The following is a 22,100-nucleotide window of genomic DNA, read 5'->3' as shown; positions in this document are numbered from 1 at the left end:
AGTCGGTGATTCGGCGGAGCAACAGTGGTCAACCGGTGATCCGCCGCAACGCCTCGGCCAACTCCCTGCCCGACGGCGCGTGCTCCGGGTCGATCAGAACCTGCGCGGCCAACCCCGTCAGCAGCGCCTGATAGAGCGACCCGATGGCACGCCCGCCTTCGGTATCGGATTCATCGATGCCCTCGAACAGGCGGGCCAGCCCACGGCGAGCCTCGTCGAGACTGTCTGCCAACTGTTCGCGGGTCGCCTCGTCCTGCCCGGACTGGGCGAGGATGTCGAAGGTCGCCGACCAGAGCCCGCGGTGATCGGCAATCGAGTCGAGCACCGCCGTCCAGTTCGCTTCGAAACGTTGCAGCGCAGTCGAATTCGGCTCCGCTGCCGCGCTCAGGGTGCGTTCGAGTTCATCGCCCCACTCCCGATTCGCCTCGGCCAGTGCCGCATTGAGCAGTGCCTCCTTGGAGCCGAAGTGGTAGCCGATGGCCGCCATGCTGACCCCGCCCGCCGCATTCGAAATATCGCGCACGGTGGTGCGCGTATAGCCCTTCTCGAACAGGCAGCGGCGCGCGCCCGCCAGCAGATCCTCGCGATTTCCCATGGTCGGCATGCTAGCGCAATCGCCTTAGGCATTTGTCTTGCGCATGCGCCTAAGACAAATGTACAGTTTTCGGCATGAGTAGTAACCGCACCGTTCTCATCTCCGGAGCGAGCATCGCCGGACCGGCACTGGCCTTCTGGCTGCACCGCTACGGATTCACCCCGACGATCGTCGAGCGCGCACCGCGGCTGCGCGAGGGCGGTCAGGCCATCGACGTACTCGGCACCGCGACCGATGTTTTGCGTCGCATGGGCCTGCTCGAGCGGGTGCACGAGCTGAGCACCGGCAAGCGCGGCACCTCCTATGTCGATGCTGCGGGCAAGGTGAAGGCAGACATCAGTAGTGAAGTCTTCAATGGCGTAGGAGCCAACGGCGACACCGAGATTCAGCGCGGTGACCTGTCCGGTGTGCTCTACGAGGCCACCGAGGGCAACGTCGAGTACCTCTTCGGCGACTCGATAACCGAACTCGCCCAAGATGATTCGGGCGTGCACGTCACCTTCGTCAATGCCGAACCCCGCACCTTCGACCTGGTGATCGGCGCGGACGGCGTGCACTCCAACATCCGCAAACTGGTCTTCGGCCCGGAATCGGACTTCATCCGGCATATGGGCTACTGCATTTCGATTTACACCACCCCCAACCTGCTCGAACTCGATCGATGGGAGCTGGACTACAACACTCCCGGCACCATCGCGGGCAGCTACAGCGCACGCCGGAACACCGAAGCCAAAGCGGTTTTCGCGTTCGAATCCGAGCAACTCGACTACGACTACCGCGATATCGAACAGCAGAAGCAGATCCTCGCCGACCGATTCGCGGGTCAGGGCTGGGAGGTGCCGAAACTGCTCGCCCACCTCGATGCCGCCGACGATTTCTACTTCGACGCCATGGCACAGATCCACATGGAGGACTGGTCCAAGGGGCGCGTCGCACTGGTCGGCGATGCGGGCTATTGCGCATCACCGCTATCCGGTCAGGGCGCCGACCTGTCGCTGGTCGGTGCCTACATCCTGGCCGGTGAACTCGCCGCCGCGGGTGGTGATCACACCATCGCCTTCGCCCGCTATCGCGCGGAAATGCTGCCGATGGTGCGGGCCTGTCAGACCTTCGCCGAGGGTGTCGGCAAATGGTATGCGCCGCCGAGCAATTCGATGATCCGCATGCGCAATCTCAATGTCCGTCTGCTGCCGTACCTGCCGTGGCGGGGTCTGATCGGCGGTGCACCGCAGAAGGTCGCCCGCACGGTCGTCGCGAAGGATTACGCGGCGTAGTCCCGGGTGTGGACCCGCGACCCTTGGGTACGCCCCGGATATCGAACCCAGGAGCATGCGATGACTCAAAAAGATGTGGTGAACGCTTTGCTGGACCGGGCGGGCACCGGCTACGCGGCCGAGGCAGGCATCACCCTGGCCGATAAACCCGCTCCGCTCTTCCAACTGCTCATGCTCGCCGAATTGCTCAGCACCCGGATCTCCGCCGATATCGCCGTCGCCGCGGCCAAGGAACTGGTGAGCACCGGATATCGCACCCCGGACCGGGTCGCGGACGCCGACTGGCAGGAACTCGTCGACGCACTCGGGCGCGCCCATTACAAGCGCTACGACGAAAGTACGGCGTCACGCTTGGGCGCCAACGCGTCTCGCGTGCTCGACCGCTACGACGGTGATCTGCGCAAACTCGCCGACGAAGCCGAGCACGTGCCGACCCGTGCCGCCGAACTGCTGCAACAGTTCCAGGGCATCGGCCCGACCGGCAGCGATATCTTCTTACGCGAAGTCCAGGACGTATGGACCTGGGCCCGTCCGCATTTCGACGAACGCGCGCTGCGTGGCGCCGAACGCGTCCGGCTTCCGAAGGATCCGGACCGCCTGGCCGATCTGGCCCCCGAAAACCACACCGCCGATCTGGCCGCCGCATTGGTGCGGGTCGCATTGGACCGCGAGATCGCCGATCAGGTGCTCGCCGCCACCTGAGGATCAGGTGATCAGCACCTGTACCCGCAGACCGGCCGCGGCGATCATATTGACCAGCGCGTCCAGGCTGAACAGCTGCGTTCGGCCGCCGAGCAGGTCGGAGATCCGCGCGGCGGTCACGCCTAGGTGCTCGGCGGCGGCGTCCGGACTCCAGCCCTGGGCCGCGATCCGGTCGGTCAGTTCGAATATCAACTGCGACCGCAGCCGCATGTTCTCGACGTCGTCTCGGATGTCGTCGATCGCATCCCACACGATGTCGAAGATCTTCTCGGCCATGCTTAGCCCACCTTCTCGAGCTGTTCGAGGACGTATGTGCGCTGCTGGTGTACAAGTGGAGAGACCGTGCCCATCGTCGCAGCAGGTGCGGTCAAACGGCGGCAACTCCGCCGAACCCGCGTATTTCCGGACCCGGCGAAGGAAGGTCGTGAGGTGATGTCGGACCGTGACGCGAAACCGTTCGCCCAGGTGAGACTGGCTGCGGGGGCGCTATTCGTGCGCGGCGAGGACGTGCTGCTCGTCCATTCGGTCGATCGGGGCGGTTGGGACATTCCGGGCGGCATTGTCGGGCCCGGCGAATCGCCCGCAGCGGCCTGTCGCCGCGCGATCGGCGAAGAACTCGGCCTCGACCGCCCGCCGCAGCGCCTGCTCGTGCACGACTGGGCACAGAAAACCGCTGGCGACACGATCCTCTACATCTTCGACTGCGGCGAACTCGGCGACGAATCGGCCATCCAACTGCGAGCGAGCGCACTGGACCGCTGGCAGTGGGTTCGCGTCGACACCGTGGACACCCTCGCCCGACCCGAGCTGTGCCGCCGCGTCTGGCAGGCCTTCCGTGCCCGCATGGAGGGCCACGCCGTCTACCTCGAGCACGGCCAACCCGCGCTCAGCTATCCGGACACCGCGGCGCCATCGTGGCTCGATCGGCAGCCCGATCGCGACCGGCACCTCGGCTGAGCGTCAGGGCGTCGTCGCCGTACTGGCCGGGTCGATCAGGATCTTCGCGTGCTGTTCCGGATCGGCCAGCGCGGCGAACGCATTTTCGATGCCGGTCAGCCCGACGGTGCCGGTGATCAAGCGAGCCGGATCGACCTTCCCGTCGGCGATCATATGCAGCGTGTCGCGGAATTCACCCGGATCGTAGCCGAAGGCGAAGCGAAGTTCGATTTCCTTGTTGATGGCCATCGCGGGTTGGAAGCGGTCGGTCTCCATACAGACGCCGACCACGACAACGCGCGACAGCGGCGGCGCGGCCGCGAGGATCTGATCGATAATGCCCGGCACCCCGACGCATTCGAAGACGACCGGACCTGCCGGACCCGCATCGAGTGAGTGCGCCAGCCGGAAGACGTACCACCAGGGCAGATTCGGGACGCGGCGCAGCCGTTCCATGGTGTCGAAACCGAGGCTGAGAATATCGGTGACACCGTTGATCTGCCTGCGCTTCGGCGCTGCCTCCCAAGGGGATTCGGTCGCGGGATCGACGACGATATCGGCGCCGCAGCCGACGGCGAGTTCGCGGCGGCGTGGGGAGAAATCGCTGGCGACCACCGTGCGTACGCCCGACGCCTTCAGCATGCTGATGACAGCCAAACCGATTGGACCACAGCCGATTACGAACGCAGTCCGGCCTTTGCCGACGTGCCCCTTGCGTACCGCGTGCCAGGCGACGGCCATCGGTTCGGTGAGTGCGGCATGTTCGGCCGAAAGTCCGTTCGGGATCGGCATCGTCATGGACTCCTGCACCACCACCTGCTCGGCATACGCGCCGGGCGCGGCCGTCGAGAGCCCGGTCAGCTGCGGTGCGCCATCGTGGCGCACGATCGGCAGTGCCACCACGGGTGTACCCGTGCGCCAGCGTTTGCGGCAGCCCGGCCCGTAATCGACTATCTCGCCACTGAATTCGTGTCCGAGCACCACACTCTGTTCCGCGCGCATGAATTGGTCGTATCCGGTGCGTGCGGCCAACTCGGCCATCTCGTCGGCATGGGTGCGGGCATGCAGATCGGACCCGCAGATGCCGCACCGCGACACATTGATCAGCACCTGCCCGCGACCGGGCGTCGGTGTCGGCAATTCCTCCACCGAAAACTTGGTATCGGTGACGACGGCGGCCCTCATAACGAACTCCTCGGATCGCGTCGGGACGGCTCGCAACCTCCCGTTATCGCCACCCTACTTGCCGTGCGGGAAGAAAATGCGGGTCCGAGTCAGACCGTCGCTTCGGTTTCCAGCGCCCGACGGTCGTAGGAATCACGGGCCGCGGCGATCGCGTTCTGGTGGGTCTCGGTCCAGACCACCAGCGCTTTGATGGTGGTGTGCAGGCTGATGCCGAGCGGGGTCAGGGCGTAATCCACCCGTGGGGGCACCGTCGGATACACCGTGCGCTCGATCAGCCCGTCACGCTCCAAATGCCGCAGCGTGCGGGTGAGCATGCGCTGGCTCACGCCATCGATCTTGCGCTTGAGTTCGGTGAAACGCAGGCTGCGTTGCTCGAGCAGCGCGATGACCAACAGTGACCATTTATCGGCCACCCGGTCCAGAATCTGGCGGACCTCGCAGTCGACCCGGGTATCCCACTGGAGAACGTCGTAGTCCGCCTCGGTATCCCCGCAGTGACCGGGTGACTTCGAAGTGCCTTCTTCCATGGTCACCGATTCTGCCTGCGCAGAACGACCGCGCCCTACGGCTCCGCCGCAGATCAGCTCATGCGCGCCTGAAACTACCTTCTCCTACTGGACCCCGCGCCAGAACGCGGTGCACACAGACGCGGTCGCGCAATGGGTTTCACTGGGCGATCTCACCACCCGACAGCATGTTTGGGATCTGTACCAACGAACCAGTCCCGCCGGAGCAGGTTATCCGCTCGGTCAGTTCTGGCAGGGTATTCACGATCCGAAGCTGCACGTTTTCCGGTTGACGCCCTGGCGCATTCAGCTCATCCGCGGTACCGATCTGCGAAGCCGAATGTGGCGGTCAACTCGGTAATTCGGCTGACGACGGCGGTTCCCGCGGGGGTGCGGGAACCGCCGTTTGGCTACTACTGACGATCCAGCGTCGGGATGACCACCTCGTTCAGGTAATCCTCGATACCGCGACCGCCGCGCTCGGCCTCGTGCACGGTGACGTGCCGGTCGGCCGCTTTCCGCTTCAGTGCCGCACGCGAATTCGGTTCAACGCCACCACCGATGATCAAATTGGTGATCTCGCCGGTATCGAGTACGCGCAATGCCTCGGCGTCGGCGACGGTACCGACGGCGGCATAACCATTGGCCCGCAACAATTCCGTTGCGGTGTCGACGACGGCTTGTCCGCGTCCGACGGCAAGTACTTTCACCTCAGAGCTCCTGTCGGTACCAGTTCGAGAGGATCATCGATGTGGTGCTGCCCGAGCCGTGCATCCCTGGGGAGCACGAGGAAGCCGAGGCACATGACGGCCAGTAGGCCGATGCCGTACCACAGCGTGTAGCGGAAGGTGTTGGCGAAATTCACCGCATTGGCCCGTTCGCCCGCATCGGTGAGCACCTGTGCCACAGCGTAATTGCCCGCACCGGAACTCTGGCAGCTGGCCGGTACCGCCGTCGGATCCACCTGTGCCGACCGGTCGTGAACGCAGGCGAGGAAATTCGCGATGATCTGGTCCTGTGCCGGTCCGGGTAGGCCGATCGTCGAGAGTTCGGTGCGCACCTGCGGCGTGACCGCCTCGACTCCACGCGTCGAATCATGGTCCAGCTGACCGAAGAAGACCACGCCGACCAATGCGACACCGAGCGCGGTGCCGAGCTGCTGTCCGGTATTGAGCAGTCCGGACGCCGCCCCCGCCTCACGCGCGGGCACCTGACCGAGCAGCAGGTCGATGGTCGGCGCGACCACCATGCCGAATCCGGCACCGGTGACGATCAGCGGAATCACCATCTGCCATGACGCGATCGACGCACCGTAATGCGCGGCCAGCCACCCGTACAGCGCGAATCCACCGGCATTCACCACACCACCGGCGACCAGCACGATGCGCCCGAACCGCGGCGCGAGCACACTCACCGAAACCCCGGCCCCGATGCCCGCGCCGACCGCGAAGAAGACTGCCGTGAGCCCGGCCCGCATTGCCGACCAGCCCAGCCCGGCCTGCATGAACAGCGTCCAGATCAGGAAGAACCCGCCGAGCCCGATCCAGAACAGCAGCCAGCTGGCGAGGCCGACCGTGAACGGGCGGGACCGGAACAGCTCCAGATCGATCAGCGGGGATCCGACACTCCGCGCCCGCCGCCGCTCGAAGACGACGAATGCGCCGAAGACCACCGCGGCGCTCACCATCATGACGAAAGTCCATGCGGGCCAGCCCAATCGGCGGCCCTCGGTGAGCGGATATGCCAGCAGCAGCACCGCGGAGATCGCCAGCACCATGCCGATGGGATCCAGTCGCGGCGAGGCTGGCGAGCGTGAATCCCGCATGACGATGGTCGCGGCGATCAGCGCCGCGATCCCGACCGGCACATTGACCAGGAAGATCGGCCGCCAGTCCAGGTCGAACAGATTCCATTGCACCAGCAGTCCGCCGAGTGACAGGCCGACCGCGGAGGCCGAGCCGCCGACACCGCTGTAGATCGCGATGGCCTTGGCGCGCTCTTCCTGCGGGAAGGTGGCCCGGATGATGGCGAGGATCTGCGGCACCATCAGCGCGGCCATCGCGCCCTGGACGAACCGGGAGGTGATCAGCATGGTCGGATCCGAGCTGAAGCCGCACGCGGCCGAGGCCAGCGTGAATCCGGTCATGCCGATCAGGAAGATCCGCTTGCGACCGTAGATATCGCCGAGTCGGCCGCCGGTGATGAGCACCGCGGCGAAGGCGAGCACATACGCCGCGATGATCCATTCGATCTGCGAATACTGGGCGCCCAGATCGGTCTGGATGCTCGGTACCGCGACATTGACGATGGTGACGTCGAGTAGATCCATGAACCCCGCGGCCAGCACGACCGCGAAGGCGATCCATCGGCGCGGGTCGAGTGGCGCGTCTGCGCCAGGAGAGATGTCGGTATCCACGAGAAGGCTCTTTTCGGATCGGTGGAGTAGGACGACACCTCAAACTATGCACATGAAGTGATTATCAATCAAGTGTGCAATCACTAAGGGTGCGTTGATCGGGGTATGCTCGATGAGTGACCGAACCGACCTTCGTGCCGCTGTCCGAGCACCCCGCCTTCCTGCTCGGTCAGCTCGGGTTCCATGTCGCTGCGCGCTTCACCGACCTGCTCGCGCCGCTCGGCATCAGCCCACGCCACTACGGCACGCTGCGAATATTGAGTGCCAACGATGGCCAATCGCAGCAGCAGCTGTGCGAGGCGCAGCGGATCCACCGCAATGTGATGGTCGGGCTGGTGGACGAACTGGAGAAGCGCGGACTCGTCGAGCGACGCAAACATCCGACCGACCGGCGCGCCCACGCGGTGTATCTACTCCCGGCGGCGCACGAGCTGCTCACCCGCGCCGAGGCGATCGTGACCGGATTGGACGCCGATGTCACGGCGGCGCTCGAACCCGACGAGCGCGCCACCCTGGTCGACCTTCTGCAGCGCACCGCGGCGTCGAACGGACTCATCCCGGGCATTCACCCGGGCCTGGCCCGCTCACCAGACAAGTGCTGAGCTCAGATCAGCACGCCGGGATTGAGGATTCCGGCCGGATCCAGCGCGGATTTGGCCGCCCGTAACGCATTCGCGAACGGGTCGGGGCGCTGGCGGTCGTACCACGGTCGGTGGTCTCGGCCCACCGCGTGATGGTGGGTTATGGTCCCGCCCGCAGCTGAGAGTGCCTCGGACACAGCGGCTTTGATGTCATCCCACTGCGCGAGCGTACTGCCCCAGCGACCCGCGGCGTAGATGCCGAAATATGGCGCAGGGCCGTCCGGGTACACATGGGTGAAGCGGCAGGTCACCACGCCGGTGGCGCCGACAGATCGGATGGCGGCGTTGGCGGCCTCGGTCACGGCTGCCTTCAGATTGTCGAATTTGTCCCAGGTGCAGGCGGTTTCGAAGGTTTCGGTGATCATCGACCGGGCCGCGAGGGCGTCGCGTTGATAGGGCATCCGCAGGAATGACGAACGCCAGGTGGCGGCCGCGCTCGAACCTCCTCGGTGCTCGGTCGATTCGGTGTAGCGCGCGGGTTCGGGAAGAGTGCCGCCGTGGTCGGCGACCAACTCGAGCGCGCGTTCCATCCAGGTGCGCGTGGGGTGATCGGCTGATTCGAATCCGAGTACCAGCACACCGCCGCTCGTCGCGGCACCGGCATTGAGAAATGCCTCGGCCGGATCGAGTAGCCGGCAATTGGCCGGGTAGAGGCCGGACTGCGCGATGGCCCTGGTGGCGGCCACGGCCTGGGTGTAGTCGTCGAAGTGCACGGAAGCCGTTGCGCGCCAACGTGGCCGGTCCTGCAAGCGCATCCACGCCTCGGTGACTATTCCCAGTGTCCCTTCGGATCCGAGGAACAGCCGATCCGGTGACGGCCCAGCCCCCGATCCTGGCAGCCGCCTCGATTCGCTTGTGCCCGTCGGGGCTACCACTCGCATCGACTCGACCAGGTCATCGATGTGGGTGTACAGCGTCGCGAAATGTCCACCGGCCCTGGTGGCCAGCCAGCCGCCGAGTGTGGAGAATTCGAACGACTGCGGAAAATGCCGCAGCGTCAGATTCGCGCCGCGCAGTTGATCCTCCAGCGCCGGGCCGAAGACTCCGGCCTGAATTCGCGCCGCCCGGCTGGTGCGATCGATCTCCAGCACCCGATCGAGCCGAGCGAGGTCCAGACTGATCGCCCCCGCGAATCCGGTCGATCGAGCGGGCAACCTCGGCTCGACCCCGCCGACCACGGAAGTTCCACCCCCGAACGGGATTACCGCGATATTCGCCCCGGCGGCCCAGTCGAGCACGTCGACGATCTCGCCCTCCGTGCGCGGCCGGACGATCAGGTCCGGCACATTGCGCACCTCGCCGAGCAGATTGCGCACCACATCGCGAAACGCCTGACCGTGCGCGTGCGCCGCCCGATCGGCCGGATCCGTCGACACCAGCTCGGCGAGCGAATCCGGAGCGCTCACCCGCGGTTCGGGCATTCCGAGCGATTCGACCGACGGCGGTTCGTGTGGTGTGAGATCCGCACCGGGCAGAATCGCCGCGACCCGCGCCGTCAGTGCTTCCCGCTCCGCGCCGACGACCGCGTCCTCGACATTGCCCCAGCCCCACCAGGACCGCGTCTTCGTCGGCACATCCACTCCTTTCGGCGGATCGACGCCGCCGTCACCGCCATCCTCGTGGACCACCGGATCCACGGGCAACCCGCCCCGGGGTGGACGGAATCAGGGCAGTTCGCTGTCGATCGCAAGTGGTCAACGATTCCGGTTCGGGTCATCGGGCCTGACGAGAATGGCGGGCAACGGCCCTTTCTTCCCGCATCGGGAATAGAACAGCGTGGGCCGTCGGTTGAGCTGTTCGGCAGTGTTGAGTGCGCTCGGCTCAAGTTTCAGTTGACGCCCGGTATCGAATGGGTGCAGGATTGAGCCGACCACGCTCAGCGTTGCTGGGACCGTGCTCCGTGAGGTGCTTGGGGCGAGGTCTCGCGGCACCCGACCCGGTTGACCCGGGCGGATGTCGCAGAGCGGGTAGATCGCCCGAAAACCGCGATTACCCAGCACCGACACAAGAAGTTACGTCAACCCGGTATGAGAGGTCAGGCACGGAGGCGGCAGCTTGCGTAACCACGCAGTGCCCCGCTCATACCGAAATGGACACAGGAGGAACCACCATGGCTCGTGCGGTCGGAATCGACCTCGGGACCACGAACTCGGTCGTCGCCGTTCTCGAAGGCGGCGAGCCGGTCGTCGTCGCGAACTCTGAAGGATCGCGCACCACCCCGTCGATCGTCGCGTTCGCCAAGAACGGAGAGGTTCTGACGGGTCAGCCCGCCAAGAACCAGGCGGTCACCAACGTCGACCGCACCATCCGCTCGGTCAAGCGCCACATCGGCACCGATTGGTCGGTGGCCATCGACGACAAGAAGTACACCGCGCAGGAGATCAGCGCGCGCGTGCTGATGAAGCTGAAGCGGGACGCCGAGGCCTACCTGGGCGAGGAGATCACCGACGCGGTCATCACCGTGCCCGCGTACTTCGAGGACTCGCAGCGCCAGGCCACCAAGGAGGCCGGTCAGATCGCCGGTCTGAACGTGCTGCGCATCGTCAACGAGCCCACCGCGGCCGCGCTCGCGTACGGCCTGGACAAGGGCGACAAGGAACAGACCATCCTGGTCTTCGACCTCGGTGGCGGCACCTTCGACGTCTCGCTGCTGGAAATCGGCGAGGGCGTCGTCGAGGTCCGTGCAACCTCCGGCGACAACCACCTCGGTGGTGACGACTGGGACGAGCGTGTCGTCAGCTGGCTGGTCGACAAGTTCAAGGCCAGTGCTGGCATCGACCTGACCAAGGACAAGATGGCCATGCAGCGCCTGCGTGAGGCGTCCGAGAAGGCCAAGATCGAGCTGAGCTCCTCGCAGAGCACCTCGATCAACCTGCCCTACATCACCGTCGACGCCGACAAGAACCCGCTGTTCCTCGACGAGCAGCTGACCCGCGCCGAATTCCAGAAGATCACCTCGGACCTGCTCGACCGCACCCGCGCGCCGTTCCAGTCCGTGATCAAGGACGCGGGCATCAACGTGGCCGATATCGACCACGTCGTGCTCGTCGGTGGCTCGACCCGTATGCCCGCCGTCTCGGACCTGGTTCGCGAGCTGACCGGCGGCAAGGAGCCCAACAAGGGCGTGAACCCGGACGAGGTCGTCGCCGTCGGCGCCGCACTGCAGGCCGGTGTACTCAAGGGTGAGGTCAAGGACGTCCTGCTGCTCGATGTCACCCCGCTGTCGCTGGGTATCGAGACCAAGGGCGGCGTGATGACCAAGCTCATCGAGCGCAACACCACCATCCCGACCAAGCGCTCGGAGACCTTCACCACGGCCGACGACAACCAGCCGTCGGTGCAGATCCAGGTGTTCCAGGGTGAGCGCGAGATCGCCTCGCACAACAAGCTGCTCGGTTCCTTCGAGCTGACCGGCATCCCGCCGGCCCCGCGTGGTGTGCCGCAGATCGAGGTCACCTTCGATATCGACGCCAACGGCATCGTGCACGTGACCGCGAAGGACAAGGGCACCGGCAAGGAGAACACGATCAAGATCCAGGACGGCTCCGGCCTGTCCAAGGAGGAGATCGACCGGATGGTCAAGGACGCCGAGGCGCACGCCGCCGAGGACAAGGCCCGCCGCGAGGAGGCCGAGACCCGCAACCAGGCCGAGTCGCTGGTGCACCAGACCGAGAAGTTCATCAAGGAGAACGAGGACAAGGTCCCCGCGGACGTCAAGACCAAGGTCGAGGCGGCCATCGCCGAGGCCAACGAGGCGCTCAAGGGCACCGATATCGCGGCCGTGAAGTCCGCGGTGGAGAAGCTCGCGACCGAGTCGCAGGCGCTGGGTCAGGCGATCTACGAGGCATCGGCCGCCGACCAGGCCGCGTCCGGCAACGGCGCGTCGAGCTCCGCGAGCGATGACCAGGTCGTGGATGCCGAGGTCGTTGACGAGCCGGTCGACACGGAGAAGAAGTGAGCGACGGAAACTCCGAGCAGGAGCCGATCACCTTCGTCGACAATCGCAAGATCGATCCGGAGACAGGTGAAATCCGGGAACCGGCGGCGGATCAGTCTGCCGCCGGGCCCGGTCCCGAAGCCGGGAACGGCACCGAACCCGTCATCGGTTCCGATGAGGGCGCCGAGATCCTGGCCGAGGCCATCACCAAGGAACTGGCCGAGCGCACCGCCGACTTGCAGCGGCTGACCGCCGAATACGCCAACTACCGGCGTCGGGTCGAGCGGGACCGCCAGGCCACCATCGATTCGGCCAAGGCGGCCGTGGTCTCCGAATTGCTCGGTGTACTCGACGATCTCGATCGTGCGCGGGCGCACGGCGATCTCGATGCCGGACCGCTCAAGTCGGTCGCGGATAAGCTCGCCGACGCGCTGCACAAGCAGGGGCTGCAGGAATTCGGTACGGAGGGTGAGCCTTTCGACCCGACCCTGCACGAAGCCGTGCAGCACGAGGGCTCCGGACACGATCCGGTGATCGGCCTTGTCATGCGCAAGGGCTATCGGTTCGGCGATCGAGTGCTTCGGCACGCGCTCGTCGGGGTAACCGATGGCGTGGCCGATCTGGTCGAAGAAGAGGCATCGGATGCTGATGCCAATGCGAACAACCAATAGGAACCCGAGAGGAGGAGATGCCCGGTGAGCCAACGGGAGTGGATCGAAAAGGACTTCTACAAGGAGCTGGGTGTCTCCTCCAGCGCCTCCCAGGACGAGATCAAGAAGGCGTACCGCAAGCTCGCCCGTGACCTGCATCCGGATGCCAATCCCGGCGATACCAAGGCCGAGGAGCGGTTCAAATCCGTCAGCGAGGCGCATGCCGTGCTGTCGGATCCGGCCAAGCGCAAGGAATACGACGAGACCCGAAAGCTGTTCGCCGGTGGCGGATACGGGCGGGGTGGCTTCACTCCCGGTGCGGGCGGCGGCTTCTCGCAGGACTTCAATATCGGGGACATCTTCGGCCAGGCGAATGCCGGCGACGGTGGCCTCGGTGACCTGCTGGGCGGCCTGTTCAACCGGGGTGGCACGCGGACCGCGAGCCGTCCGCGCCGCGGCGCCGATGTGGAGACCGAGACGACCCTCGGCTTCCGCGAGGCCGCACAGGGTGTCACGGTTCCGCTGCGGATGACGAGTCCGTCGCCGTGTACGACCTGTCACGGCAGCGGCGCCAAGCCGGGGACCAGTCCGCGAGTCTGCCCTGTCTGCAATGGCAACGGGGTGATCAGCCGCAACCAGGGCGCGTTCGGCTTCAGCGAGCCGTGCGACGAATGCCGTGGTAGCGGTTCGATCATCGACGATCCGTGTGTCGACTGCCACGGCAGCGGCATCCAGAATCGGACCCGCACCATCACGGTGCGGATTCCCCCTGGTGTCAGCGATGGGCAGAAGATCCGGCTGGCCGGACAGGGCGAGGCCGGACTGCGTGGTGCGCCCTCGGGTGACCTCTATGTGACCGTGCACGTGAGCCAGGACAAGGTCTTCGGCCGCAACGGCGACGACCTGACGCTGGTACTGCCGGTCAGTTACAGTGAATTGGTGCTGGGCACAACGGTTTCCGTGCCCACGCTGGAAGGGCGCGTCGGTGTCAAGGTGCCCCCGGGCACTGCGGACGGTCGCATCCTGCGGGTGCGCGGCCGTGGCGTGCCCAAGCGCGGTCCCGGCGGCGGGGCGGGCGATCTGCTCGTCACCGTCAAGGTGGCCGTGCCGCAGAAGCTGGACGACAATGCCGCCGAGGCGCTCAAGCGCTACGCGGAGGCCGAGAAGACCAGCGGGTTCGATCCACGTGCGGGATGGGCAGGTGCGTGATGTCCGATAATCCGAAGCAGGCGTCCGGCGGGGCGTCGCGGGCGGAGTTCTTCATGATCTCCGTGGCGGCCCAGTTGGCGGGTATGCACGCGCAGACACTGCGCACGTATGACCGCCTCGGACTGGTTACGCCGCAACGGACTTCGGGTGGCGGTCGACGTTATTCGGCACGGGACGTCGAACTGCTCCGCGAGGTGCAGCGGCTATCCCAGGACGAGGGCGTCAATCTGGCGGGCATCAAGCGCATCATCGAACTCACCAATCAGGTCGAGGAACTGCAACAGCGCGTCGCCGAGATGTCGGCCGAGCTGGATCGGCTGCGCACGGGGTATCGCCCCGATCTCGCGCCGCCGCAACGCAGTACCGCACTGGTGGTGTGGAAGCCGCGCAATAGGCGCTGATAAGCGCGAAAGGCTCCGGGATTCGGTTTCGGCCGAGCCCGGAGCCTTTTGTCATTTCGTGCCGATAATTTGAATGCGTTATGTCGCAACGCCGAATCGGGTTGTGGACCCGAATAACCATCGGCAGTGCTCGAGCAAACTCCGGAACCGGGTTTCATTACCCGACAACCGGTTCAGCCCCTCGTGGGCGTCGGCATGTGGTTCGGCAGGGTTGCCAACGATGTGCCGAGCTGCGAAGTTTGCTGTGGCCCTTGCCGCAGCAAACAATGCGCCGGAGCAGGCCGCCGATTCCGTCGGTCGCCAGGTCGGCCTATGCCTGCGGTTTGCTCGAGCCGGATGGGCGGTCCCGGATCGTGGGTTGCCGCGCGATCGCTCCGAGATTACGAATGGGATGAATCTTGCAAACCGGGCCTTCCGAATTCGGTGATTATATGCCGGATTTCGTCGTCGTGTTCGTTCTTTCGGTTTGTTTTCAAGGGTTTTCGTGGTGCGACTCCTCGGTTCGGGGGAATTACATGCGTGATGTTTATGCGACTGATACCGCGGCTGGCAAACCTCGCCTACACTCGTTACGCATCGGCTGCTGTCGAGTGTCCCGCAGCACTTCACTCGCCGGCACGGGTTTGTGTTCGAGTGCAAAAGGGGTTGTGACACAAATGGACTCGCGGACCGTCGCTTTGATAAGAACGACGTTCAAGGCGGTTGCTGCGGAGGAGGGGGGTCCGGCCAAGCTAGCCAGTTCGTTCTACGCAATTCTGTTCACGGACTATCCCGCCGTCCGGGATTTCTTCCCCGCAGCGATGGATTCCCAGCGTGACAGATTGGTCAAGGCCATCTCCTACGCGCTGGATCGGCTCGAGGAGCCGAATAAGTTATTGCCATTCCTCGCCCAACTCGGGCGCGATCACCGCAAGTACGGGGTGCAGGCCGCGCATTACACCGCCGTGGCGACCTCGTTGAAGTCCGCGATGCGGATCTTCGCGGGCACCGAGATGTGGACCGACGAGGTCGACCGGGCGTGGGACGAGGGCCTGAAGATCATCGGCGACACCATGATCGGCGCGGCCGAACAGGAATCGGCGCCGCCGGTCTGGAGCGGGACCGTCGTCGAGTGCCGCGAGGTGCTGCGCAATCTCGCCGTGGTGCGGCTGCAGTTGAATCAGCCGATGCAATACGCCGCGGGCCAGTACATCAGCGTGCAGATCCCGGCTCGGCCGCGCATGTGGCGCTATATGTCCCCGGCGGTGCCCGCGAATGCGAACGGGGAGATCGAATTCCATATCCGCGGGGTGCTCGGCGGCTGGGTCAGTCCGGCCATTGTCGGCCACACCAATATCGGTGACCAGTGGCTGCTCGGTTCACCGCTCGGCGGACTCGGCGTGCCGCGCAATGTGAAACGCAAAATGCTGATGGTCGGCTGTGGTACCGGCATCGCACCCCTGCGCGCCCAGCTCATGGCGATGGCACAGCGGCGCGTCAATCCGCGGGTGCATCTGTTCGTCGGCGGCCACCACCCGTGTGACCTCTACGATCTGGAGATCCTGAGCCAACTGGCCACCGCCAATAAATGGCTCACCGTCACGCCGGTCACCGAGAGCGATGAAAACCCCTGGTGGTACCTGGATTCCGGCGAGCCGGAGCACACCTGGCCGGGACTGGAAGCCCGGATGACCGGCCAGATCGGCAAGGTCGTCGCGAGCTACGGCTCATGGTCCGACCGGGATGTGCAGATCGTCGGATCACCCTCGATGGTGCAGACCACCAAGTTCCGCTTGATGGCCGCCGGAACGCAGACCAAGAACATCCGCCACGATCCGCTGTTTTGAGCTGTGTTTTTGGCCGCGTGGCCGCGGCGTGTTCGCGGCCCCCTGGTGTCTCGCGTCCGAGCGGCCGAGACTCGCGACTTCGTCGCATGCGCTTCGGCCACTCGCACGCGAGACGGGCCGCGAACGGGTCGCTCGTAAGACTCGCTCCGGACGGGGGACCAGTGCTTGAACAGCCCTTGATCGGGTGCCGCGTGTTCGCGGCCCCCTGGTGTCTCGCGTCCGAGCGGCCGAGACTCGCGACTTCGTCGCATGCGCTTCGGCCACTCGCACGCGAGACGGGCCGCGAACGGGTCGCTCGTAAGACTCGCTCCGGACGGGGGACCAGTGCTTGAACAGCCCTTGATCGGGTGCCGCGTGTTCGCGGCCCCTGGCGAACGTCGCTCGTGAGATTCGCTCCGTGGTGGTCAGGCTGTCGGTCAAAGTCCTTCGAACTGTATTGCCGAAGCAGGGGTTCCGGTCTCGACGAGTCGATCCAGAGTCACGCGGACCATATTGGGTGAACCGCAGACCAGCACCTGATGGTGGTCGAATGCGCCGTGTGAACCGACGACATCGGCGAGCGTGCCGAAGAGCATATCGTCGAGCGGGAAGCCGATATCCACGCGCGATTGCTCGTACCATTCGTCTACCCAGCCCGGATCCTCCGGGCCCTCGATCACGGGAATCACCGTGAGCCAAGGCAATTCGTTCGCCAGCAGGAACAGCATGTCATCGGCGTACAGGTCGCGCGGGGAGCGGCCGCCCACGAACAGGTAGGTGGGCGGCGGGTCCTCGTGGCGGGCGAGGTCGAGAATCTGGGAGCGCATCGGGGCCAGCCCGGTACCGCCCGCGATCATCACCACCTCGTCGCCGTACGGATCGACGGCGAGAGTGCCGAGGGGAGAGCTGATCTGCCATTCGTCGCCCGGTTGGGTGTCGGCGACGATACTGCCGCTGCACCAGCCGCCCGGCACCGTGCGCACGTGGAATTCCAGCTTGCCGTCCAGCGACGGTGGCAGCGCGGGGGAGAGCCGACGGCGCATCCCCGGGTGCTGCGGCACCTGTACCTCGACGGATTGACCGGCGAGGAACGGGACGTACTCGCCGATCAGGCGGATTACCGCGATATCGTGACGCAGCCGATGGTGACCGACCACCGTCGCCTTCCACGCCGGTGGCGCACCATTGCCGAGCGTGCTCGGATCTATTGTCATCGGGGTTGTGGCGCGAGTACTCCCTCACGGGGAAATGGAAGCGCCATCCTCCTTTCAGAGCTTGGGGTACAGGGAAATGTCGGTGGTGCCGGTTAGGTTGTGGGGTGTGGAGGAGGTGGTGCGGTATAGCTATCGTCTGCGTCCTGGCGCGCGGGCGGAGCGGGCGCTGGTTGCGGAGTGGGATCGGTGCCGCTTTCTGTGGAATGAAGCTGTGCATCAACAGAAGTCGGGTGCACGTCTGAGCTTTGGCAAGCTCGGAAAGTTGCTCACCGAAGCGCGTGGGCGGACGGGGTGGTTGCGCGATGGGTCGCAGGTCGCTCAGCAGCAGATGCTGCGCACCTATGCGCAAGCCCTCGATGATTCGTTCAAGGTGAAAGGGCGTGGCCGGCCGAGGTAAAAATCGCGGAAGAAGACGTTGCTGTCGCTGCAATACACCTTGCGCGGGTTCAGCATCCGCGACGGCAGGCTGCTCCTGCCGAAGGGGGTGAGTATCCCGGTGGTGTGGTCGCGCGAACTGCCGTCGGACCCGAGTTCTGTGCGTATCACGCGGGACAATTTGGGGCATTGGTATGCGTCGTTCGTCGTGCGGCGTGAGCTGGAAAGTGCGCCGGTAGCCCACGGTGGTGTCGGAATCGATGGGGGGGTGCGTGTCACTGCTACGGCCACCGATACCCGGTTCGATTTGCCCTTTCTCGGGCGCCGGAAGCGGAGCGCCGCGGAACTGGCGAAAGCACAACGCCGCATGGCCCGCCGGCACAGTGGAAAGCGTGGCCCGCAGTCTCGCGGGTACCAGCGGGCCGCGCGGCAGGTGGCGAAGTTGCATAAGAAAGCGGCGCGGCAGACCCGGCATGATTCGCGAGTGTGGGCGAAACGTGTTGTCGCCGAACACGGGTTGATCGCGGTGGAGGATTTCAGGCCGAAATTCTTGGCAAAGTCGACGATGGCCCGCAAGGCGGCGGACGCGGCGATCGGCGCGGCGTTGCGGGAGTTGATCGAGCGTGGCATGCGGGCTGGCCGGAAGGTGGTGTTGGTTCAGCCCGCCTATACGTCGATGACGTGCAGTCACTGTTTCGCGAGAGCCAAGCGACTGGAACTGCGCGAGAGAATTTTCCGATGCCCCGACTGCGGCTTCACTGCGGGTCGGGATCGCAACGCTGCCAGAGTGATTCTGGTTGTGGCAGAACGCGGCCACAACAGTGTTGAGGACGTGAGACAAGCGGGTCATCTACCTCAGGTGGGTGGTTCGGTTGCGGTCTGAGCTGTGAATCTCCTGCCTCCAGGCAAGGGAAGCGTTAAACGGGATCAGAGCTGATTACCGACTCGGGGGTGCCCACCGCCATCAGGGCGCGGCGGGTGTCGGCGATCATGCGGGCCGAACCGGCGATCTGGATCTGCCGGTCGGACCATGAACCGAAGCTGGCGACGACCGCGCCCAGATTTCCGATCAGGCGGCGGTGCATGCCGTACGGCTCGTCCTGCGGTGGATGCGGATACCACCACGGGTTGGTCTTCTGCTCGCAGACCGGGACCACGGTGAGCCACGGATTGCTCTGCGAGAGCTGCCACATATTCTCCACGTCGTACAGATCGCAGGGGTAGCGACCGCCGATGAAGAAGTGCACGCGCGGATTGATGCCGCGCTGACCCATCTCGATCAGCTGCGCGCGCAGCGGTGCGATGCCCGTGCCAGCACCGATCAGCAGCACGTCACGGCCGCTGTCACGATCGATGTGCAGACCGCCGAGCGGACCCGCGATCATCCACCGATCGCCGACCCTGGTCTCGTTGACGATGGCCGGGCTCACCCAACCGCCGCGGATCTTGCGCACGTGGAATTCGATCTCGCCGTAGGGATTCGCCGGAATCGCGGGCGAGAGGTAACGCCACATCTTGGGGCGCTGGGGCAGCGAGATCGGCACGTACTGCCCGGCCTGATACGGAATCGGGCTGTCGGTCTGCAGCCGCACGATCGCCAAGTCCTCGAGCACCCGGCGATGGCCGACCACGGTCGCATCCCAGTACGGCTGCGATTTGTCGGAATTGGCGCCGATGGCCATGGAGGCGGAGATGAGGATGGTGATATCGCGCCAGCCCTCCTCGAGCCCGCGATTCCACATCGGACCGTTGAAGACCCGGAAAGCGGCCAGCAGCGCCCGCCCCGCGATGTCGTAGTGCGCGGCGATGACACCGTACTTGCGGTGATCGCGCGCCAACTGTTCCAGGAACCGCTGCGCCCGCCCCCAGTCCTCGAGGTTGTCGAGCACGTAATGGATGGCGGTCACCACCCGCTTCGCCTGCATCTCCAGCGCGGGCGGGAACAATTCCCGCAGCTGCGGCTTCTCCGCAAACAGGTGACCATAAAACGCACTGATCAACCGCTCGGGTCCGTTCGGTGACTCGATCACCGCTCGGAAGTTGGCGCGGACCAGCGCTGCCGAACGCGCATCCACGACGTGGAGCTTCCTTTCCCTCAAAATCTGCCCAGGGACATATCCGTTACCGGCGGTCCTCCGCCGACAAGTATCCCTGAAAATCACATGGTCGTGTGGGTATGGCCGATCACGCCCGCGCTCACGGTAATCCGTGGGCAAATCGGGGCTGCTCTGGGCCGGTTATGCAGGATATCGCGACCTCGCTTGCTCCGGGTTACCGCCGGGTCAACTCGCGACGTTCGCGCGCACCGCGGGCGCGACCAATTCGGCGTAGCGATGTACCTGGTCGACGGGGTCGCCCTCGGTCGGCCAGAAGATGAAGCCGTCGATGCGCTGGTCACGATGCAGTGTGGATAAATCGTCCACCCAGCGCTCGGGCGGGCCCTCCAGGAAGCCGTAGTCCGTACCGTCGGCGGTGATGGTGCCCGACAGGTTGTAGACCCGGCGGATGGCACGCGGATCGCGGTGCGCCGCGGCGGCGGCATCGTCGATGCGCTTGCCCGCCTCGGTCAGGAATTCGGGCGGGGCCCAGGCCGCCGACGGCAGCCAGCCGTCGGCGCGCTGTCCGGTCAGGGCGAGCATGCGCGGTCCCTTCGCGCCGAGCCAGATGCCTGGATCGTGCTGCGGCTGCGGTCCGGGGTGCGCTCCGGCGAGCAGATGGTAGGTACCGGGAAACCGGACCGAACGTTCGTCGCTCCACATGGCTCGGATGACCGCGATGCCCTCGGCCAGCGCCTGGACTGATTGACCCGCGCTCAGGTGGTAACCGCCCATGGCGGCGATGGCGGCCCAGAACGCGCCGGCGCCGAGTCCGAGATGGATCCGGCCGCCGGTCATGATGTCGAGGGAGGCAACGGATTTCGCGAGTACCGCGGGATTGCGCAGTGGCAGGTTGGCCACGTCGGGGAAGAAGGTGAGTCGCTCGGTCCGCATGGCCAAGCCGGTGATCAGGGTCCAGGTGTCGAGGAAGCGTCGCTGGTAGGGATGGTCCTGGACGCCGATCAGGTCCAGTCCGGCGCTTTCGGCATATGTCGTCAGCTCGGTGAGCTGCTGGTAGTTGTCGGCCTCCGGAATCAGGAAGAGGCCGAATTCGGGTGGGCGTGAGCCCTTTTTGCGGCTCACCTGGCCTCACATGGCAAGCACGGTTTTGCCCCGCGCCCCTGTCGCGCCGATGACCGAGGGGCCCCGGTCCAGCGGGACGGTCGCGTCGATCGGCACGACCACATCGCCTGCGGCGACCCGATCGAGCAGGCGGGTCAGTTCCGGTCCGCGCCCGGAGGATTCGATATTTCCGCCTTTGATGCCGCGATCGCGCAGTGCGTCCGGATCGGCGGACCAGATGGTGGAGTAGACGGTGCCGCCGTCGCGGACCAGCGCGGTCAGTTCGGCCAGCGCCTCGGGTGGACTCACCAGATCGAACAATGCGTCGACGCCGTCGGGATGCGCGGCGGCGACCTGTTCGGCGACCGGACCCCGGGTGTAATCGATGGTCTCGGCGGCGCCGAGCCTGGTCATCTGATCGGCGACCGCCCCGCGCGCCGTCGCGATGACGTGCGCTCCGGCGATATTCGCCAGTTGCACCAGGAAGGAGCCGACGCCGCCGGTGGCGCCGACGATCAATACCTTCTGGTCCGGTTCGATTTTGGTGGCGTCCACGATGTCCTGCGCCGTGACGCCCGCGGTCGGCAGGGCGGCCGCCGCGACGGTCGGCACCCGGTCCGGGATCGGGACCAGGGTGGCGTCCTCGGGCAGTACCGAGTACTCCGCGAAGCTGCCGTGGCCCGCGGGCGGGACCAGAAATTTGCCGACGACGCGGTCACCGACGCCGAATTTGGTGACGCCGGGGCCGACCGAGGTCACCGTGCCCGCACCGTCGACGCCGAGGATCATCGGGAAATCGTGCGGCAGCTTGCCATCCAGAATGCCGCCTGCCATCTTCTGGTCGAAGGGGTTGACACCGGCCGCCTCGACCTGGATTCTGACCGCACCCGCGCCGGGTTCGGGGGTCGGCATTTCGGCCAGTTCGGGTGTTGCTCCGAAGCTTCGTACCACGATCGCGCGCATCCATCGCTCCTCGAGTCGGGCTGGATCTGATGCATCAACCAACGGCCAAGGCCATCGTAGGCATCGCGGTCCCGTGGACCCTGCGATTGATGCCATTCGGCAGTGTCGCGGCGTAGCGTTCAGCCCGAGTCTG

General features: G+C 65.5%; 22 protein-coding genes. 11 read left to right on the top strand and 11 right to left on the bottom strand.

Features of this window, described 5'->3' with window-relative positions; genetic code table 11:
* Window positions 1-28: 28 nt before the first annotated feature.
* Entirely contained in the window at window positions 29-595 is a 567-nt protein-coding gene (locus ACQPZ2_RS42365) for a TetR/AcrR family transcriptional regulator (RefSeq protein WP_433523455.1), read from the bottom strand.
* Window positions 596-669: 74 nt separating this feature from the next.
* Here ACQPZ2_RS42365 and ACQPZ2_RS42360 point away from each other — a divergent pair, with 74 nt between their 5' ends.
* Together ACQPZ2_RS42360 and ACQPZ2_RS42355 are read left to right on the top strand one after the other, a co-directional pair.
* Window positions 670-1,869, top strand: a complete 1,200-nt coding sequence (locus tag ACQPZ2_RS42360) for an FAD-dependent monooxygenase (protein ID WP_433523454.1) — start codon at window positions 670-672, stop codon at window positions 1,867-1,869.
* Between the two features lie 60 nt (window positions 1,870-1,929).
* Window positions 1,930-2,571 carry an endonuclease gene (locus tag ACQPZ2_RS42355; protein WP_433523453.1) on the top strand — a complete coding sequence of 214 codons (642 nt, stop codon included), beginning with the start codon at window positions 1,930-1,932 and terminating at the stop codon, window positions 2,569-2,571.
* A gap of 3 nt (window positions 2,572-2,574) precedes the next feature.
* Here the strand turns inward: ACQPZ2_RS42355 and ACQPZ2_RS42350 are convergent, their stop codons facing one another.
* Complete coding sequence (locus ACQPZ2_RS42350; RefSeq protein ID WP_433523452.1) at window positions 2,575-2,847, bottom strand: helix-turn-helix domain-containing protein; 273 nt, start codon at window positions 2,845-2,847, stop codon at window positions 2,575-2,577.
* 66 nt (window positions 2,848-2,913) lie between these two features.
* Here ACQPZ2_RS42350 and ACQPZ2_RS42345 point away from each other — a divergent pair, with 66 nt between their 5' ends.
* On the top strand, window positions 2,914-3,528 hold the full coding sequence (locus tag ACQPZ2_RS42345) for an NUDIX domain-containing protein (RefSeq protein ID WP_433523451.1): 615 nt from the start codon (window positions 2,914-2,916) through the stop codon (window positions 3,526-3,528).
* Window positions 3,529-3,531: 3 nt separating this feature from the next.
* On the opposite strand, the gene ACQPZ2_RS42340 is transcribed toward ACQPZ2_RS42345, so the two are convergent.
* From ACQPZ2_RS42340 to ACQPZ2_RS42325, 4 genes are all read right to left on the bottom strand, one after another.
* Entirely contained in the window at window positions 3,532-4,692 is a 1,161-nt protein-coding gene (locus tag ACQPZ2_RS42340; RefSeq protein WP_433523450.1) for a zinc-binding dehydrogenase, read from the bottom strand.
* An 89-nt stretch (window positions 4,693-4,781) separates the two neighbouring features.
* Complete coding sequence (locus ACQPZ2_RS42335; protein WP_433523449.1) at window positions 4,782-5,219, bottom strand: winged helix-turn-helix transcriptional regulator; 438 nt, start codon at window positions 5,217-5,219, stop codon at window positions 4,782-4,784.
* 392 nt (window positions 5,220-5,611) lie between these two features.
* Window positions 5,612-5,908 carry a hypothetical protein gene (locus tag ACQPZ2_RS42330; protein WP_433523448.1) on the bottom strand — a complete coding sequence of 99 codons (297 nt, stop codon included), beginning with the start codon at window positions 5,906-5,908 and terminating at the stop codon, window positions 5,612-5,614.
* Window positions 5,905-7,614 (bottom strand): MFS transporter, encoded by a 1,710-nt coding sequence (locus ACQPZ2_RS42325; protein ID WP_433523447.1) that lies wholly within the window; start codon window positions 7,612-7,614, stop codon window positions 5,905-5,907. The genes ACQPZ2_RS42330 and ACQPZ2_RS42325 overlap by 4 nt, the downstream gene beginning before the upstream one ends.
* Window positions 7,615-7,730: 116 nt before the next feature.
* On the opposite strand from ACQPZ2_RS42325, the gene ACQPZ2_RS42320 reads away from it, so the two are divergent.
* A complete protein-coding gene (locus ACQPZ2_RS42320) occupies window positions 7,731-8,216 on the top strand; it encodes a MarR family winged helix-turn-helix transcriptional regulator (protein ID WP_063044824.1) in 486 nt (161 codons plus the stop codon).
* Between the two features lie 2 nt (window positions 8,217-8,218).
* On the opposite strand, the gene ACQPZ2_RS42315 is transcribed toward ACQPZ2_RS42320, so the two are convergent.
* The gene (locus tag ACQPZ2_RS42315) at window positions 8,219-9,829 is read right to left on the bottom strand and encodes an FAD-binding oxidoreductase (RefSeq protein WP_433523446.1); all 1,611 of its coding nucleotides are present in this window, start codon (window positions 9,827-9,829) and stop codon (window positions 8,219-8,221) included.
* A gap of 536 nt (window positions 9,830-10,365) precedes the next feature.
* On the opposite strand from ACQPZ2_RS42315, the gene dnaK reads away from it, so the two are divergent.
* The 5 genes from dnaK (at window position 10,366) to ACQPZ2_RS42290 (ending at window position 16,278) form a co-directional block, all read left to right on the top strand.
* Window positions 10,366-12,213 carry a molecular chaperone DnaK gene (gene dnaK / locus ACQPZ2_RS42310; protein WP_433523445.1) on the top strand — a complete coding sequence of 616 codons (1,848 nt, stop codon included), beginning with the start codon at window positions 10,366-10,368 and terminating at the stop codon, window positions 12,211-12,213.
* On the top strand, window positions 12,210-12,863 hold the full coding sequence (gene grpE, locus ACQPZ2_RS42305) for a nucleotide exchange factor GrpE (RefSeq protein ID WP_433523444.1): 654 nt from the start codon (window positions 12,210-12,212) through the stop codon (window positions 12,861-12,863). Before dnaK ends, grpE begins: the two co-directional genes overlap by 4 nt.
* A gap of 24 nt (window positions 12,864-12,887) precedes the next feature.
* The gene (dnaJ, locus tag ACQPZ2_RS42300; RefSeq protein ID WP_433523443.1) at window positions 12,888-14,051 is read left to right on the top strand and encodes a molecular chaperone DnaJ; all 1,164 of its coding nucleotides are present in this window, start codon (window positions 12,888-12,890) and stop codon (window positions 14,049-14,051) included.
* Entirely contained in the window at window positions 14,051-14,452 is a 402-nt protein-coding gene (locus ACQPZ2_RS42295) for a heat shock protein transcriptional repressor HspR (RefSeq protein WP_433523442.1), read from the top strand. Before dnaJ ends, ACQPZ2_RS42295 begins: the two co-directional genes overlap by 1 nt.
* A gap of 656 nt (window positions 14,453-15,108) precedes the next feature.
* Window positions 15,109-16,278, top strand: a complete 1,170-nt coding sequence (locus ACQPZ2_RS42290) for an FAD-binding oxidoreductase (RefSeq protein WP_433523441.1) — start codon at window positions 15,109-15,111, stop codon at window positions 16,276-16,278.
* Window positions 16,279-16,694: 416 nt separating this feature from the next.
* On the opposite strand, the gene ACQPZ2_RS42285 is transcribed toward ACQPZ2_RS42290, so the two are convergent.
* Complete coding sequence (locus ACQPZ2_RS42285) at window positions 16,695-17,471, bottom strand: FAD-binding oxidoreductase (RefSeq protein ID WP_433523440.1); 777 nt, start codon at window positions 17,469-17,471, stop codon at window positions 16,695-16,697.
* A 106-nt stretch (window positions 17,472-17,577) separates the two neighbouring features.
* On the opposite strand from ACQPZ2_RS42285, the gene ACQPZ2_RS42280 reads away from it, so the two are divergent.
* Complete coding sequence (locus tag ACQPZ2_RS42280) at window positions 17,578-17,868, top strand: hypothetical protein (RefSeq protein WP_433523439.1); 291 nt, start codon at window positions 17,578-17,580, stop codon at window positions 17,866-17,868.
* 18 nt (window positions 17,869-17,886) lie between these two features.
* Entirely contained in the window at window positions 17,887-18,729 is an 843-nt protein-coding gene (locus ACQPZ2_RS42275; RefSeq protein ID WP_433523438.1) for an RNA-guided endonuclease InsQ/TnpB family protein, read from the top strand.
* 34 nt (window positions 18,730-18,763) lie between these two features.
* Here the strand turns inward: ACQPZ2_RS42275 and ACQPZ2_RS42270 are convergent, their stop codons facing one another.
* The 3 genes from ACQPZ2_RS42270 to ACQPZ2_RS42260 all read right to left on the bottom strand — a co-directional run bounded on the left by ACQPZ2_RS42270 (window position 18,764) and on the right by ACQPZ2_RS42260 (window position 21,967).
* A complete protein-coding gene (locus ACQPZ2_RS42270; RefSeq protein ID WP_433523437.1) occupies window positions 18,764-19,921 on the bottom strand; it encodes an FAD-binding oxidoreductase in 1,158 nt (385 codons plus the stop codon).
* Window positions 19,922-20,128: 207 nt separating this feature from the next.
* Window positions 20,129-21,025, bottom strand: coding sequence for an LLM class flavin-dependent oxidoreductase (locus ACQPZ2_RS42265; RefSeq protein WP_433523436.1), 897 nt, complete (start codon window positions 21,023-21,025; stop codon window positions 20,129-20,131).
* A gap of 6 nt (window positions 21,026-21,031) precedes the next feature.
* Entirely contained in the window at window positions 21,032-21,967 is a 936-nt protein-coding gene (locus ACQPZ2_RS42260) for an NADP-dependent oxidoreductase (protein WP_433523435.1), read from the bottom strand.
* Between the last annotated feature and the right edge of the window lie 133 nt (window positions 21,968-22,100).

This window comes from Nocardia pseudovaccinii (genome assembly GCF_050942345.1).
In the GTDB taxonomy this organism is placed as follows: domain Bacteria; phylum Actinomycetota; class Actinomycetes; order Mycobacteriales; family Mycobacteriaceae; genus Nocardia; species Nocardia pseudovaccinii.
This window is presented reverse-complemented; position numbering and strand designations above follow the sequence as displayed.

What these genes read in the sequence shown, in the direction of transcription:
- ACQPZ2_RS42365 (WP_433523455.1), bottom strand. Translation starts at nt 595, where the DNA reads ATGGGAAATCGCGAGGATCTGCTGGCGGGCGCGCGCCGCTGCCTGTTC.
- ACQPZ2_RS42360 (WP_433523454.1), top strand. Translation starts at nt 670, where the DNA reads ATGAGTAGTAACCGCACCGTTCTCATCTCCGGAGCGAGCATCGCCGGA.
- ACQPZ2_RS42355 (WP_433523453.1), top strand. Translation starts at nt 1,930, where the DNA reads ATGACTCAAAAAGATGTGGTGAACGCTTTGCTGGACCGGGCGGGCACC.
- ACQPZ2_RS42350 (WP_433523452.1), bottom strand. Translation starts at nt 2,847, where the DNA reads ATGGCCGAGAAGATCTTCGACATCGTGTGGGATGCGATCGACGACATC.
- ACQPZ2_RS42340 (WP_433523450.1), bottom strand. Translation starts at nt 4,692, where the DNA reads ATGAGGGCCGCCGTCGTCACCGATACCAAGTTTTCGGTGGAGGAATTG.
- ACQPZ2_RS42335 (WP_433523449.1), bottom strand. Translation starts at nt 5,219, where the DNA reads ATGGAAGAAGGCACTTCGAAGTCACCCGGTCACTGCGGGGATACCGAG.
- dnaK (WP_433523445.1), top strand. Translation starts at nt 10,366, where the DNA reads ATGGCTCGTGCGGTCGGAATCGACCTCGGGACCACGAACTCGGTCGTC.
- ACQPZ2_RS42295 (WP_433523442.1), top strand. Translation starts at nt 14,051, where the DNA reads ATGTCCGATAATCCGAAGCAGGCGTCCGGCGGGGCGTCGCGGGCGGAG.
- ACQPZ2_RS42290 (WP_433523441.1), top strand. Translation starts at nt 15,109, where the DNA reads ATGGACTCGCGGACCGTCGCTTTGATAAGAACGACGTTCAAGGCGGTT.
- ACQPZ2_RS42285 (WP_433523440.1), bottom strand. Translation starts at nt 17,471, where the DNA reads ATGACAATAGATCCGAGCACGCTCGGCAATGGTGCGCCACCGGCGTGG.
- ACQPZ2_RS42260 (WP_433523435.1), bottom strand. Translation starts at nt 21,967, where the DNA reads ATGCGCGCGATCGTGGTACGAAGCTTCGGAGCAACACCCGAACTGGCC.